The sequence below is a fragment of the Pseudomonas sp. SM4 genome (assembly GCF_051913165.1).
Taxonomy (GTDB): domain Bacteria; phylum Pseudomonadota; class Gammaproteobacteria; order Pseudomonadales; family Pseudomonadaceae; genus Aquipseudomonas.
In genome coordinates this window covers 171,758-185,079 of sequence record NZ_JBODOE010000001.1, presented here as the reverse complement: position 1 = coordinate 185,079, position 13,322 = coordinate 171,758, and the positions used below count along the sequence as shown (strand labels likewise).

Below are 13,322 nucleotides of genomic sequence, written 5' to 3'. Positions count from 1 at the left end.
ACGATAATGGCCGCATCTGGTTTCGTACGACGCTCATTGCGCGTTCAGGTTTTGCCAACAGGGTATGCCGAAATGGCCCAACAGTTCTGCGGTTTCGCAAACAGGTAGCCCGACCACTGCCGAATAGCTGCCGTTGAGCCCCGCGACAAACACGCCACCGAGGCCTTGAATGCCATAACCGCCGGCCTTGTCCCGGGGTTCGCCGCTGGCCCAGTAGGCCGCCGCTTCTTCACGGCTGATCGGTCGAAATCGCACGCGACTGACCACCACACGCGACTCGCAGCGCTCACCTTCGAGCACGGCGATGGCGGTCAGCACTTCGTGCTCCTTGCCGGACAACATCATCAGCATGGCGCATGCATCGGCTTCGTCCACCGGTTTGCCAAGTATTTTGCCGTCGAGCACCACTGCCGTGTCGGCACCCAGCACGCAGTACGGTTGAGCGGACACGAGCGTGCGGCGGCCGGCGCAGGCCTTGCCACGCGCGAGGCGTTCGACATAGGCCGACGGCGATTCTTCGGGAAGTGGGGTTTCGTCGATGTCCGCACTGATGGCGGAGAACGCGACGCCGATCTGCGTGAGCAATTCACGGCGTCGCGGTGATCCGGAGGCGAGGTAAAGCGGCTTCATCAAAACATCTCCCTGTTCAGTGCCCTGCTTCACCGGCTCAATTGATTTTGTAGCGGCGGCGCAATCCACGCAAAGCGAAGCTGACCCACGGCCAGAGCAAGGCACTGACCAGTGCCGGAAGCACCAGCGCCAGGGTCGGCTGGCGGTTGCCGGTCAGGGCGCTGAGCCACAATTGCACCAGTTGCGCGAGGCCGAAGATCACCAGGATCACCAGGCACTGTTGCCACATCGGGAACATCCGCAGACGTTGCTGCAACGACAGCACAAGGAAGGTGATCAGCGTCAGGATCAAAGCGTTCTGGCCGAGCAGTGTGCCGTACAGCACGTCTTCGGCCAGGCCCAGACAAAATGCCGTAACCATGCCGACTGTGTGCGGCATGTACAGCGCCCAGAACGTCAGAAGCAAGGCCAGCCACAGCGGGCGCAGGATTTCCATGAACTGCGGTAACGGCGAAACGCTGAGCAGCAGGCCAATGGCGAATGTCAGCCAGACCATCCAGCCGTTACGCGAGGCAGTCGCTCCGACCATTATTCTTGTCTCCCGGTAGTGGCAGGCGCAGTGACCGGAGGTTTCGCCGCCGGCCGTGCAGCGGGCTGCGACGCCGGTGGTTTACTGGCCGCCGGGGTCGTTGCCGGAGGTTTTGCTGCGGCGGGCGGTTTGCTTGCCGGTTTGGCAGGCGCCGCGCTTGCGGCCGTGGCCGGGGCAGCTGCGGCTGGCGTTGCAGCAGGCGTTGCAGCCGCAGGCGGGCTCACGGTTTTCGGCACGGTGGCCGGAATGATCGGGCCGCCGCCGAAGGCATCGAGATTTTCCTGCGCCTGCGCGGCATCGTTGGCGCGCTCTTCGGCGGTGCGGGTGTCGCTGAACACCAGCAGCAGGTAGCGGCTGCGGTTGAGTGCGGCAGTCGGCACGGCGCGAACGATGGCGAAAGGCTGACCGGAATCGTGGATCACTTCCTTCACGGTCGCCACCGGGTAACCGGCCGGGAAGCGCTGGCCGAGACCGGAACTGACCAACAGATCGCCTTCCTTGATATCCGCCGTGTCGGCGACGTGACGCAGTTCCAGGCGTTCCGGGTTACCGGTGCCGCTGGCAATCGCGCGCAGACCGTTACGGTTCACCTGCACAGGAATGCTGTGAGTGGTGTCGGTCAACAGCAATACACGCGAGGTGTAAGGCATCAACTCGACCACCTGGCCCATCAGACCGCGTGCATCGAGCACCGGTTGACCGAGCACCACGCCATCACGCTCACCTTTATTGATGATGATGCGATGGGTGAAGGGGTTGGGGTCCATGCCGATCAACTCGGCCACTTCGACCTTTTCGTTGACCAGTGCGGAAGAATTGAGCAACTCGCGCAGCCGAACGTTCTGCTCGGTGAGGGCGGCAAGCTTTTGCATGCGACCCTGCAGCAGCAGGTTTTCGGTCTTGAGTTTTTCGTTTTCGGCGACAAGCTCGGTGCGGCTGCCGAACTGGCTGGCAATCCCTTCCCACAAACGTCCGGGCAGGTCAGTGATCCAGTAGGCATCCATCAGCACCAGCGACGCTTGTTTGCGCGCAGGCTTGAGCAGATCAAAGCGGGCATCGACCACCATCAGCGCGACCGACAGCACGGCCAGCACCAACAGGCGCACGCCCAACGAAGGGCCTTTGGCGAAAAGCGGTTTAATAAGCCGCTCCTCCCAGGCAAATGTTCTGTTTATTCATACGGCATCAAACCGGCCTGGATGAAGACTGACAGAAGATAAACGCCAACAGGCAGCACTGCAAAGTGCTGCCTGCGCGCTCACCCACGTATTGCAATCGGCGACTTATTCGCTCGAGAGCAGGTCCATGGTGTGTTTATCCATCATTTCCAATGCACGGCCACCGCCGCGAGCCACACAGGTCAGCGGATCTTCGGCAACGATCACCGGCAGACCGGTTTCCTGGGCCAGCAACTTGTCGAGGTCACGCAGCAGCGCGCCACCACCGGTCAGCACCAGGCCACGCTCGGCGATGTCGGAAGCCAGTTCCGGCGGCGATTGCTCCAGGGCGCTTTTCACAGCCTGAACGATGGTTGCCAGGGACTCTTGCAGAGCTTCCAGCACTTCGTTGGAGTTCAGGGTGAATGCGCGTGGAACGCCTTCGGCCAGGTTGCGACCGCGAACGTCGACTTCGCGAACTTCGCCGCCCGGGTAGGCCGTGCCGATTTCCTGCTTGATGCGCTCGGCGGTGGATTCACCGATCAGGCTGCCGTAGTTACGACGCACGTAGGTGATGATCGCTTCGTCGAAGCGGTCGCCGCCAACACGCACGGATTCGGCGTAAACCACACCGTTCAGCGAGATCAGCGCAATTTCAGTGGTACCACCACCGATATCCACGACCATCGAGCCGCGTGCTTCTTCTACCGGCAGGCCGGCACCGATCGCAGCCGCCATTGGCTCTTCGATCAGGAACACTTCACGCGCACCGGCACCAAGGGCCGATTCACGGATGGCTCGACGCTCAACCTGAGTGGATTTGCATGGAACGCAGATCAGCACACGAGGGCTAGGCTGCAGAAAGCTGTTTTCGTGAACCTTGTTAATAAAGTATTGCAGCATCTTTTCGCAGACGCTGAAGTCGGCGATCACGCCGTCCTTCATCGGACGAATGGCAGCAATGTTGCCCGGCGTACGGCCGAGCATGCGCTTGGCCTCGGTGCCGACAGCAACGACACTTTTCTGATTACCGTGTGTCCGAATGGCCACAACCGATGGCTCATTCAGGACGATACCGCGCTCGCGCACGTAAATAAGGGTGTTGGCAGTGCCCAGGTCAATGGAAAGATCGCTGGAAAACATGCCACGCAGTTTCTTGAACATGGGAAAGGGACCCTAGGCAACGCGTGGGTAAAAAAGTGCGGCAAACTCTAACAACGACAGGGATTTTGGGCAAGGCGCCAATATGTTAAATTGGCCGCTTTTCTGTGCACCAAGCCCCACAATCGCGGCCTTATGACCGTAGAAGTGCGGTAGTGTTCCGACAATCTAACACACGGACGCCGTCCGTTCTGTTTTCCACAGGAGAATCCCGATGGCGCTAGAACGCTCCGACGTGGAAAAAATCGCTCATCTGGCCTGCCTTGGCCTCAATGATGCCGATCTTCCACACATTACTTCCGCTCTCAACAGCATTCTCGGTCTGGTCGACGAAATGCAGGCTGTTAATACCGACGGAATCGAGCCTCTGGCCCACCCGCTGGAAGCCAGTCAGCGCCTGCGCGCCGACATCGTGACCGAGAGCAATCACCGCGAGGCCTACCAGTCCATCGCACCAGCGGTCGAAAACGGCCTGTATCTGGTTCCGAAAGTCATCGACTAAAGGGAAAGAGCCTGCAATGCATCAAATGACTCTGGCCGAGATCGCCCGCGGTCTCGCCGATAAAAAGTTTTCCTCCGAAGAGCTGACCAAAGTCCTGCTGGCGCGTATCACCCAGCTCGATCCGCAGCTCAACAGTTTCATCAGCCTCACCGAAGAGCTGGCCCTCGAGCAGGCGAAAGCCGCCGATGCACGCCGCGCCAACGGTGAGAGCGGCGCCCTGCTCGGCGCGCCGATCGCTCACAAAGACCTGTTCTGCACCCAGGGCATTCGCACCAGCTGCGGCTCGAAGATGCTCGACAACTTCAAAGCCCCGTACGATGCCACCGTGGTCGCGAAACTGGCCGCTGCCGGCGCCGTGACCCTGGGCAAGACCAACATGGACGAATTCGCCATGGGTTCGGCCAACGAGTCGAGCTGGTACGGCGCGGTGAAAAACCCGTGGAACCTGGAACACGTGCCGGGCGGTTCGTCCGGCGGTTCGGCGGCGGCAGTTGCCGCGCGTCTGTTGCCAGCGGCGACGGCCACCGACACTGGCGGCTCGATTCGTCAGCCGGCGGCCTTCACCAACCTCACCGGTCTGAAACCGACCTACGGTCGTGTTTCGCGCTGGGGCATGATCGCTTACGCCTCCAGCCTCGATCAGGGCGGCCCGTTGGCGCGCACGGCCGAAGACTGCGCAATTTTGTTGCAAGGTATGGCTGGCTTCGATCAGAACGACTCGACCAGCATCGACGAGCCGGTTCCGGATTACTCCGCAAGTCTGGGCGAATCGCTGCAAGGCCTGCGCATCGGCGTGCCGAAGGAATACTTCAGCGCCGGTCTCGACCCGCGCATCGCCGAGCTGATCCAGAACAGCATTAAAGAGCTGCAGAAGCTCGGTGCCGTGATCAAGGAAATCAGCCTGCCGAACATGCAGCACGCGATTCCTGCGTACTACGTGATCGCGCCGGCAGAAGCCTCTTCCAACCTGTCGCGTTTCGACGGCGTGCGTTTCGGCCATCGCTGCGAGCAACCGAAAGACCTGATCGATCTGTACAAACGCTCGCGTGGCGAAGGTTTCGGCCCGGAAGTCCAGCGCCGGATCATGGTCGGCGCGTACGCGCTGTCCGCCGGTTACTACGACGCCTACTACCTGAAAGCGCAGAAGATCCGTCGTCTGGTGAAAAACGACTTCATGGCGGCCTTTAATGAAGTCGACATCATCCTCGGCCCAACCACGCCGAACCCGGCCTGGAAGCTTGGCGCCAAGAACAGCGACCCGGTCGCTGCTTATCTGGAAGACGTCTACACCATCACCGCCAACCTCGCGGGCCTGCCGGGCCTGTCGATGCCGGCCGGTTTTGTCGACGGTCTGCCGGTTGGCGTGCAACTGCTCGCGCCGTATTTCCAGGAAGGTCGCCTGTTGAACGTTGCCCACCAGTATCAGCTCAACACTGACTGGCACACCCGCACCCCAACCGGCTTCTGAGGAGACACACATGCAATGGGAAGTCGTGATCGGGCTGGAGATTCACACTCAGCTCACCACCCGGTCGAAAATCTTTTCCGGTAGTTCCACCACATTCGGTTCGGAGCCGAACACTCAGGCCAGCCTGATCGACCTGGGCATGCCCGGCGTGTTGCCGGTGCTGAACCAGGAAGCGGTGCGCATGGCAGTGATGTTCGGTCTGGCGATTGACGCCGAGATCGGTCAGCACAACGTGTTCGCCCGTAAAAACTACTTCTACCCGGACCTGCCGAAGGGCTACCAGATCAGCCAGATGGAATTGCCGATCGTTGGCAAGGGCCACCTGGACATCGCCCTGGAGGACGGCACCGTCAAACGTGTCGGCATCACCCGCGCGCACCTGGAAGAAGACGCCGGCAAGAGCCTGCACGAAGAATTCAACGGTGCCACCGGCATCGACCTGAACCGTGCCGGCACGCCGCTGCTGGAAATCGTTTCCGAGCCGGACATGCGCAGCGCCAAGGAAGCCGTGGCTTACGTCAAGGCGATCCACGCGCTGGTACGTTATCTGGGCATCTGCGACGGCAACATGGCCGAAGGCTCGCTGCGTTGCGACTGCAACGTGTCGATCCGTCCGAAAGGCCAAGTTGAATTCGGCACGCGTTGCGAGATCAAGAACGTCAACTCGTTCCGCTTCATCGAGAAGGCGATCAACTCCGAGATCCAGCGTCAGATCGAGCTGATCGAAGACGGCGGCAAAGTGATCCAGCAGACCCGTCTGTACGATCCGAACAAGGACGAGACCCGTCCGATGCGTTCGAAGGAGGAAGCCAACGACTACCGTTACTTCCCCGATCCGGACCTGTTGCCGGTGGTCATCGAAGAGTCGTTCCTCGGCGAGGTGCGCGCCACCCTGCCGGAACTGCCACCGCAGAAACGCGAGCGCTTCCAGGAGCAATTCGGTCTGTCGGTCTACGACGCCAGCGTGCTGGCCACCAGCCGCGAGCAAGCCGATTACTTCGAGAAAGTCGCGAGCATTGGCGGTGATGCCAAACTGGCGGCGAACTGGGTAATGGTCGAGTTGGGCAGCCTGCTCAACAAACAAGGCCTGGACATCGACGAGTCGCCGGTGTCGGCGGAACTGTTGGGCGGCATGCTGCTGCGCATCAAGGACAACACCATCTCCGGCAAAATCGCCAAAGTCGTGTTCGAAGCGATGGCCAACGGTGAAGGCAGCGCAGACGAGATCATCGAAAAACGCGGCCTGAAGCAGGTGACCGACAGCGGCGCAATCTCGGCCGTGCTCGACGAAATGCTCGCGGCCAACGCCGAGCAAGTTGAACAGTACCGTGCGGCGGATGAAGCCAAACGCGGCAAGATGTTCGGCTTCTTCGTGGGTCAGGCGATGAAAGCGTCGAAAGGCAAAGCCAACCCGCAGCAAGTGAACGAACTGCTGAAAAGCAAGCTCGAAGGCTGATGCAAATGGAGCCAGATCTTAAGCCTGGCTCCACCCCCTGTGGGAATAATCCTCTTTGGCTGGAGGGGTTTTGTGGTGAGGGGATTTATCCCCGATGGGCTGCGCAGCAGTCCCAATTCTTGTGTATTCGGAATCTGGGGGCGCTGCGCGCCCCATCGGGGATAAATCCCCTCGCCACAAGAGCTCATCTCCATACAGGGTTGTTTCCACATTTGTTTTGTGGAGCCTTTGAATGAAACGTCTGCTCGGCGCCTGCGCCCTGCTCTCTTTGCTGGCCGGTTGCGCCAGCAGCGACATCATCGACCCGCACGGTTACGACCAGACCGGCGTCGCCTCCTATTACGGTGCCAAGCACCACGGTAAACGCACCGCCAGTGGCGAGGCGTTCAACCAGAATTCCCTGACCGCCGCCCACCGCCAACTACCCTTCGGCACGCGGGTGAAGGTCACCAACCTGAAAAACGACGAATCCGTAGTGGTACGCATCAACGACCGCGGCCCGCATACGCGCGGACGCTTGATTGATGTTTCACGCGAAGCCGCCAAACAACTCGGTATGCTCAGCAGCGGCACCGCGCGGGTTCGCGTGCAGGCCCTCGACGACTGATGGAGCACTGACCATTTTCGGACTGACCGATTTGCCGCTGATCAGCGTGATCGAACTGCTCGCCGGGTTGTGCCTGCTGATCTTCGGTGCCGAATTGATGGTGCGCGCAGCGGTGCGTCTGGCCGAACGTCTGCATGTGCGACCACTGATCATCGGTCTGACAATTGTTGCCCTCGGCAGCAGCGCGCCGCAGATGGCGGTCAGCGTGCAAGCGGCGCTGGCGCATAACCCCGACATCGCGGTCGGCAGTGTGGTCGGCAGCAGCATCTTCAACATCCTTGTGACCCTTGGCCTGTCGGCCCTGATCATTCCATTGCGTGTCTCGCGGCAACTGGTGCGCCTCGACATTCCGCTGATGATCGGCGCCAGTCTGCTGGTGTTTGTATTGGCGTGGAACGAAGAGATCGGACGCTTCGACGGCATTCTGCTGCTGGCCGCTCTGGCGCTGTATCTGGGCTTGCTGTTGCGTCAGTCACGCCACTCGACGCGACCGCATTCCGCGCAACCCGACGCGGCACAAACCTCATGGCTTGCCAGCGTTTTCATGATCATCGTCGGCCTCGCCATGCTGGTGTTCGCCGGGCATTTGCTGCTCGGCGCTGCGGTTGTCGTGGCGACGGACCTGGGCTTCTCCGAACGGGTAATCGGCCTGACCGTGGTCGCCGTCGGCACGTCGCTGCCGGAACTGGCGACCTCGCTGATCGCGGCATTGCGCGGGCAACGCGACATCGCCGTGGGCAATGTGATCGGCGCCAACCTGTTCAACCTGCTCGGCGTACTCGGCCTCACGGCTTTGATCGCGCCGACGCCATTGTCGGTGTCACCGAACGCATTGGATTTCGACCTGCCGGTAATGCTCGGTGTCGCCGCACTGTGCCTGCCGGTGTTCTATTCGGGCTACCGCGTGACCCGTGCCGAAGGTTTGCTGCTGCTCGGTTTGTATCTGGTTTACGGGCTGCACGTGGTGTCATTCACCACCGGCATGCCACTGGCCGGCAAGCTGGAGCGCTTGATGCTGTTTTATGTTCTGCCGCCGCTGTTGGCGTATCTGTTGTTCACGTCCATCCGCGCCTGGCGCCGCCAACACCACAAGAGTGATAAGCCATGACCGAATCGAAGAAGTCCGGGGTAGATGTGCGCCGCCAGGTAATGGGCGATGCGTTTGTTGATCGCGCGCTGGGCAACGCCACCGAGTTCACCCAGCCGTTGCAGGATTTCGTCAATGAACACGCGTGGGGCGGTGTGTGGAACCGTGAAGGTTTGCCACTGAAAACCCGCAGCCTGATCACCCTCGCCGCGCTGACGGCGTTGAAATGCCCGCAAGAGCTGAAGGGCCATGTGCGCGGCGCGCTGAACAACGGCTGCACGGTGGACGAGATTCGCGAGGCGCTGCTGCATTGCGCGGTGTATGCCGGCGTGCCGGCGGCGATTGATGCGTTTCGCGCGGCGCAGGAAGTGATCGACAGCTACGAGAAGAGCTGAAAGATCGCAGCCTTCGGCAGCTCCTACAGGGGACGTATGCCATGCAGGAGCTGCCGCAGGCTGCGATCTTTTGACCTTGCCCTTTAGATCCACCCACCCCACTGCAAAACAAAGATCCCGACATTGGTGGTAATCGCCGCCATCAACGTGGTCATCACGATAATCGCCGCCGCCAGCTCATGATTGCCCTGCGCCGCCCGGGCCATGACAAAACTTGCCGCCGCCGTCGGGCTACCGAAATACAGAAACAGAATCCCCAACTCCGCCCCACGAAAGCCCCACAACCACGCCCCCAGCGTCGCCAGCACTGGCAAACCAACCATCTTCACCAGGCTCGAACTCAGCGCCATGTTGCCGCTCTTGCGCAGCGCCGCCAGCGATAGCGTGCCGCCGATGCAAATCAGCGCCAGCGGCAAGGTGGTTTGCGCCAGATACTGCCCTGAGGTCTCCAGCCACCCCGGCAAACCGATCTTGAAATAGGCAAACGGCGCCGCCGCAATCACGCTGATGATCAGCGGATTGCTGAACACACTTTTGCAGATGCTCCACGGATCGGACTTGATCACCGGGCTGTACACCGCCAGCACAATCGTCGACAGCGTGTTGTAGAACAGGATCACCAGCGCCGCGAGAATCGCCCCGAGGGAAATCCCGTAATCGCCGTACATGCTCGCCGCCAGTGCCAGACCGATCACGCCGTTGTTACCGCGAAACGCACCCTGGGTGTAGATACCGCGATCTTCACGCGGGCATTTGAAGATCGCCCAGCCCCAGGCCAGAGCAAAGCTCACCAGCGTGGCCAGGGAAAAGTAGATCAGCAGGGACGGCTGCAACGCGGCGTGCAGATCAGCGTGCAGAATGCCGAGGAACAGCAGCGCCGGCATGGTCACGTTGAACACCAGCGAGGAGGCGGTGTGGATGAAGTTGTCGTTGATCCAGTTGATGCGCTTGAGCAGCACACCGAGAAACAGCATGGCAAACACCGGCGCGGTGATGTTCAGGGTTTCGAGGAAAATTGCCAGCATGCCGGGGAGCCTTGGGTGAGCGTCATTAGGGGGCTAATGATAAGCCACTTTCACCCTGATCGTTCCCACGCTCTGCGTGGGAAAGTCTCCTGTGACGCTCCGCGTCATGCTGTTGGGACGCGGAGCGTCCCGGGCTGCATTCCCACGCGGAGCGTGGGAACGATCAATCGGAATGCGTTTCCCTGTAGGAGCTGCCGCAGGCTGCGATCTTTCCAAGGCGACGCGGTCTCAGGTAATCGGCGCCGGGTTGAACAACGTAATATCGTTATGCAACTTGTGCTTCTCCGCCCACGTCTGCTGCTTGCCGCTCGCCACATCCAGATAGTAGTGAAACAACTCCCAGCCCAATTCCTCGATGGTCGCACGCCCGGTAGCAATCCGCCCGGCGTCGATATCGATCAGGTCCGGCCAGCGCTGCGCCAATTCCGTACGCGTCGAGACCTTCACCACTGGCGCCATCGCCAACCCATACGGCGTGCCACGCCCGGTAGTGAACACATGCAGGTTCATTCCCGCCGCCAACTGCAACGTGCCACAGACAAAATCACTCGCCGGCGTCGCACAGAAAATCAAACCCTTCTGCTTGAACCGCTCGCCCGGACCGAGCACGCCATTGATCGCGCTACTGCCGGATTTGACGATCGACCCCAGCGATTTTTCGACAATGTTCGACAGCCCGCCCTTCTTGTTACCCGGCGTAGTGTTGGCGCTGCGATCCGCTTCACCCTTGGCCAGGTAACGGTCGTACCAGTCCATCTCGCGTACCAGTTCCTCGGCGACAGTCTTGGTTTCAGCACGAGAAGTGAGCAGATAAATCGCATCGCGCACTTCGGTGACTTCGGAAAACATCACCGTCGCCCCCGCGCGCAACAACAAGTCCGAGGCATAGCCCAGCGCCGGATTGGCGGTGATCCCGGAAAACGCATCGCTGCCGCCGCACTGCATGCCGAGGATCAACTCGGACGCCGGCACGGTTTCGCGGCGGCGCTGGTCGAGTTTCTTCAGGCGCACCTCGGCCAGTTGCATGATCTGCTCGATCATCTCGGTGAAACCGTGACTGGAATCCTGCAAGCGATACAGCCACGGATCGCTGAGATCGACCGAGGCATCGTCCTCGTGCATCACCTGCCCGGCCTGCAATTTCTCGCAGCCCAGACTGATGACCAACGCTTCGCCGCCGAGGTTCGGGTTGCGCGCCAGATTGCGCACGGTGCGAATCGGGATATAAGCGTCGGTGGCAGTAATCGCCACGCCGCAGCCGTAACTGTGAGTCAGTGCCACCACGTCATCGACGTGCGGGTACTTCGGCAGCAACTCTTCCTTGATGCGTTTTACCGCATGATCGAGCACGCCAGTGACGCACTGCACGGTGGTAGTGATACCGAGAATATTGCGCGTGCCGACGGTACCGTCAGCGTTGCGATAACCCTCGAAAGTAAAACCTTCCAGCGGTGCCTGCGCCGCCGGCACGTCGGTAGACAGCGGCAAGCTGTCCAGCGGCGGCGCGGTCGGCATGCGCAGTTGATCTTCCTTGACCCAACTGCCCCGGCGGATCGGCTGCAACGCGTAGCCGATCACCTGACCGTAGCGAATCACCTGGCCGCCCTCAGGAATATCTTCGAGGGTGACCTTGTGGCTCTGCGGCACGAATTCCACGGTCACCAGACCATCGGCAAATTCAGTGCCGGCCGGTGCGCCCTGATCGTTGACCACTACCACTACGTTATCCCGCTCGTGCAGGCGGATGTGGCGTGGCGAGTCGGAATGTTCAATCAACTGCATGACGCCGCTCCTCAGGAATGCGCTTGAGACAATTTGCCGGTGGCTTCAATACCGCCGTTGGTTGGCGGCTCTTTGAGAACCACACGCTTGATCGGGCCAACGATGACCAAGTAGCTGAACACCGCCACCAGTGCGTTGGCACCGACGAATACCAGCGCCCATTTGAACGAACCGGTGGAACTGATGATGTAGCCAATCACGATCGGCGTGGTGATCGAAGCGATGTTGCCGAAGGTGTTGAACAGGCCACCGCTCAGACCGGCGATCTGTTTTGGCGAGGTGTCGGAGACCACCGCCCAACCGAGTGCGCCAACGCCTTTACCGAAGAAGGCCAGGGCCATGAAGCCGACGACCATCCATTCCACATCAACATAGTTGCAGGCCACGATGCTGCTGGAAACCAGCAGGCCGGCGATGATCGGCGCTTTGCGGGCGAAGGTCAGCGAGTGGCCCTTGCGCAGCAGGTAATCGGAAATCACCCCGCCAAGCACACCACCGATAAACCCGCAGATCGCTGGCAACGAAGCGATGAAACCGGCCTTGAGAATGGTCATGCCACGCTCTTGCACCAGGTAGACCGGGAACCAGGTCAGGAAGAAGTAAGTGATGCCGTTGATGCAGTACTGGCCCAGATATACGCCGAGCATCATGCGGTTGGTCAGCAACTGACGGATGTAGTCCCATTTCGGGCCGTCGGCTTTTTTGCCTTGCTTGACGTCCATGTCGACCATGCCGCCGTTGTCGGCGATGAACTGCACTTCGGCTTCGTTGGCCAGCGGGTGTTGGCGCGGGCTGTGGATAACCTTGAGCCAGATGCCCGAGAAGACGATACCGAACACGCCCATGACAATGAACACATGTTCCCAGCCGAAGGAGTAAACGATCCAGCCCATCAGCGGTGCAAACAACACGGTGGCAAAGTATTGCGCCGAGTTGAAGATCGCCGAAGCGGTGCCGCGTTCAGCGGTCGGGAACCATGCCGCAACGATGCGCGCGTTGCCAGGAAACGACGGCGCTTCAGCCAGGCCGACCAAAAAGCGCAGCATGAACAACGCAACGATGGCGGTGGACATGCCGAACTCACCGACAAAGCCTTGCAGCACGGTGAACAGCGACCAGGTGAAAATGCTCAGGGCGTAGACTTTTTTCGAGCCGAAGCGATCGAGCAGCCAGCCACCGGGAATTTGCCCGGCCACGTAGGCCCAACCGAATGCAGAGAAGATATAGCCGAGGGTAACGGCGTCGATGCCCAGATCTTTTTGCAGGCTGGAGCCGGCAATGGCGATCGTGGCGCGGTCGGCGTAGTTGATCGTGGTCACCAGAAACAGCATGAGCAAGATCAAATAGCGGACGTGAGTCGGCTTGGACGATTGCATGTAGAGGTACTCCCACTGATTATTTTTATGCGCGGGTGAATCTTCTTTGGTCCCCGGTTTTCCGGGTGTTCCTGAATCACGGGATATTCGTATTTCAGGTTCCCTGTAGGAGCTGCCGAAGGCTGCGATCTTTTGATCTTGACCTTG

Annotated in this window: 13 protein-coding genes; 6 read left to right on the top strand and 7 right to left on the bottom strand. The window is 60.4% G+C overall.

Features of this window, described 5'->3' with window-relative positions:
* Positions 1 to 33 precede the first annotated feature (33 nt).
* The 4 genes from ACQ4MY_RS00790 to mreB all read right to left on the bottom strand — a co-directional run bounded on the left by ACQ4MY_RS00790 (position 34) and on the right by mreB (position 3,480).
* A complete protein-coding gene (locus ACQ4MY_RS00790) occupies positions 34 to 630 on the bottom strand; it encodes a Maf family protein (protein WP_008085407.1) in 597 nt (198 codons plus the stop codon).
* Between the two features lie 37 nt (positions 631 to 667).
* Positions 668 to 1,159 (bottom strand): rod shape-determining protein MreD, encoded by a 492-nt coding sequence (gene mreD, locus ACQ4MY_RS00785; protein WP_008085408.1) that lies wholly within the window; start codon positions 1,157 to 1,159, stop codon positions 668 to 670.
* On the bottom strand, positions 1,159 to 2,301 hold the full coding sequence (gene mreC, locus ACQ4MY_RS00780) for a rod shape-determining protein MreC (protein WP_081500531.1): 1,143 nt from the start codon (positions 2,299 to 2,301) through the stop codon (positions 1,159 to 1,161). The genes mreD and mreC overlap by 1 nt, the downstream gene beginning before the upstream one ends.
* Positions 2,302 to 2,442: 141 nt before the next feature.
* The gene (gene mreB, locus ACQ4MY_RS00775; protein ID WP_002555108.1) at positions 2,443 to 3,480 is read right to left on the bottom strand and encodes a rod shape-determining protein MreB; all 1,038 of its coding nucleotides are present in this window, start codon (positions 3,478 to 3,480) and stop codon (positions 2,443 to 2,445) included.
* A gap of 211 nt (positions 3,481 to 3,691) precedes the next feature.
* On the opposite strand from mreB, the gene gatC reads away from it, so the two are divergent.
* The 6 genes from gatC to ACQ4MY_RS00745 all read left to right on the top strand — a co-directional run bounded on the left by gatC (position 3,692) and on the right by ACQ4MY_RS00745 (position 8,992).
* Positions 3,692 to 3,979 (top strand): Asp-tRNA(Asn)/Glu-tRNA(Gln) amidotransferase subunit GatC, encoded by a 288-nt coding sequence (gene gatC / locus ACQ4MY_RS00770; protein ID WP_008085410.1) that lies wholly within the window; start codon positions 3,692 to 3,694, stop codon positions 3,977 to 3,979.
* A 16-nt stretch (positions 3,980 to 3,995) separates the two neighbouring features.
* Positions 3,996 to 5,447: an Asp-tRNA(Asn)/Glu-tRNA(Gln) amidotransferase subunit GatA gene (gatA, locus tag ACQ4MY_RS00765; RefSeq protein WP_440093186.1), complete on the top strand. Its 1,452-nt coding sequence runs from the start codon at positions 3,996 to 3,998 to the stop codon at positions 5,445 to 5,447.
* Between the two features lie 10 nt (positions 5,448 to 5,457).
* Positions 5,458 to 6,903, top strand: coding sequence for an Asp-tRNA(Asn)/Glu-tRNA(Gln) amidotransferase subunit GatB (gene gatB, locus ACQ4MY_RS00760; RefSeq protein WP_008085412.1), 1,446 nt, complete (start codon positions 5,458 to 5,460; stop codon positions 6,901 to 6,903).
* Positions 6,904 to 7,135: 232 nt separating this feature from the next.
* Positions 7,136 to 7,510, top strand: a complete 375-nt coding sequence (locus ACQ4MY_RS00755) for a septal ring lytic transglycosylase RlpA family protein (protein ID WP_440093184.1) — start codon at positions 7,136 to 7,138, stop codon at positions 7,508 to 7,510.
* 46 nt (positions 7,511 to 7,556) lie between these two features.
* Entirely contained in the window at positions 7,557 to 8,618 is a 1,062-nt protein-coding gene (locus ACQ4MY_RS00750; protein ID WP_045123244.1) for a calcium/sodium antiporter, read from the top strand.
* A complete protein-coding gene (locus ACQ4MY_RS00745; protein ID WP_008085417.1) occupies positions 8,615 to 8,992 on the top strand; it encodes a carboxymuconolactone decarboxylase family protein in 378 nt (125 codons plus the stop codon). Before ACQ4MY_RS00750 ends, ACQ4MY_RS00745 begins: the two co-directional genes overlap by 4 nt.
* A gap of 83 nt (positions 8,993 to 9,075) precedes the next feature.
* On the opposite strand, the gene ACQ4MY_RS00740 is transcribed toward ACQ4MY_RS00745, so the two are convergent.
* From ACQ4MY_RS00740 to ACQ4MY_RS00730, 3 genes are all read right to left on the bottom strand, one after another.
* Positions 9,076 to 10,017 (bottom strand): AEC family transporter, encoded by a 942-nt coding sequence (locus ACQ4MY_RS00740; protein ID WP_158832794.1) that lies wholly within the window; start codon positions 10,015 to 10,017, stop codon positions 9,076 to 9,078.
* A gap of 228 nt (positions 10,018 to 10,245) precedes the next feature.
* Positions 10,246 to 11,799 carry a galactarate dehydratase gene (gene garD / locus ACQ4MY_RS00735; RefSeq protein WP_440093181.1) on the bottom strand — a complete coding sequence of 518 codons (1,554 nt, stop codon included), beginning with the start codon at positions 11,797 to 11,799 and terminating at the stop codon, positions 10,246 to 10,248.
* An 11-nt stretch (positions 11,800 to 11,810) separates the two neighbouring features.
* Complete coding sequence (locus tag ACQ4MY_RS00730) at positions 11,811 to 13,262, bottom strand: MFS transporter (protein ID WP_338009892.1); 1,452 nt, start codon at positions 13,260 to 13,262, stop codon at positions 11,811 to 11,813.
* Positions 13,263 to 13,322 lie beyond the last annotated feature (60 nt).

What these genes read in the sequence shown, in the direction of transcription:
- ACQ4MY_RS00790 (WP_008085407.1), bottom strand. Translation starts at nt 630, where the DNA reads ATGAAGCCGCTTTACCTCGCCTCCGGATCACCGCGACGCCGTGAATTG.
- mreD (WP_008085408.1), bottom strand. Translation starts at nt 1,159, where the DNA reads ATGGTCGGAGCGACTGCCTCGCGTAACGGCTGGATGGTCTGGCTGACA.
- mreB (WP_002555108.1), bottom strand. Translation starts at nt 3,480, where the DNA reads ATGTTCAAGAAACTGCGTGGCATGTTTTCCAGCGATCTTTCCATTGAC.
- gatC (WP_008085410.1), top strand. Translation starts at nt 3,692, where the DNA reads ATGGCGCTAGAACGCTCCGACGTGGAAAAAATCGCTCATCTGGCCTGC.
- gatA (WP_440093186.1), top strand. Translation starts at nt 3,996, where the DNA reads ATGCATCAAATGACTCTGGCCGAGATCGCCCGCGGTCTCGCCGATAAA.
- gatB (WP_008085412.1), top strand. Translation starts at nt 5,458, where the DNA reads ATGCAATGGGAAGTCGTGATCGGGCTGGAGATTCACACTCAGCTCACC.
- ACQ4MY_RS00755 (WP_440093184.1), top strand. Translation starts at nt 7,136, where the DNA reads ATGAAACGTCTGCTCGGCGCCTGCGCCCTGCTCTCTTTGCTGGCCGGT.
- ACQ4MY_RS00745 (WP_008085417.1), top strand. Translation starts at nt 8,615, where the DNA reads ATGACCGAATCGAAGAAGTCCGGGGTAGATGTGCGCCGCCAGGTAATG.
- ACQ4MY_RS00740 (WP_158832794.1), bottom strand. Translation starts at nt 10,017, where the DNA reads ATGCTGGCAATTTTCCTCGAAACCCTGAACATCACCGCGCCGGTGTTT.
- garD (WP_440093181.1), bottom strand. Translation starts at nt 11,799, where the DNA reads ATGCAGTTGATTGAACATTCCGACTCGCCACGCCACATCCGCCTGCAC.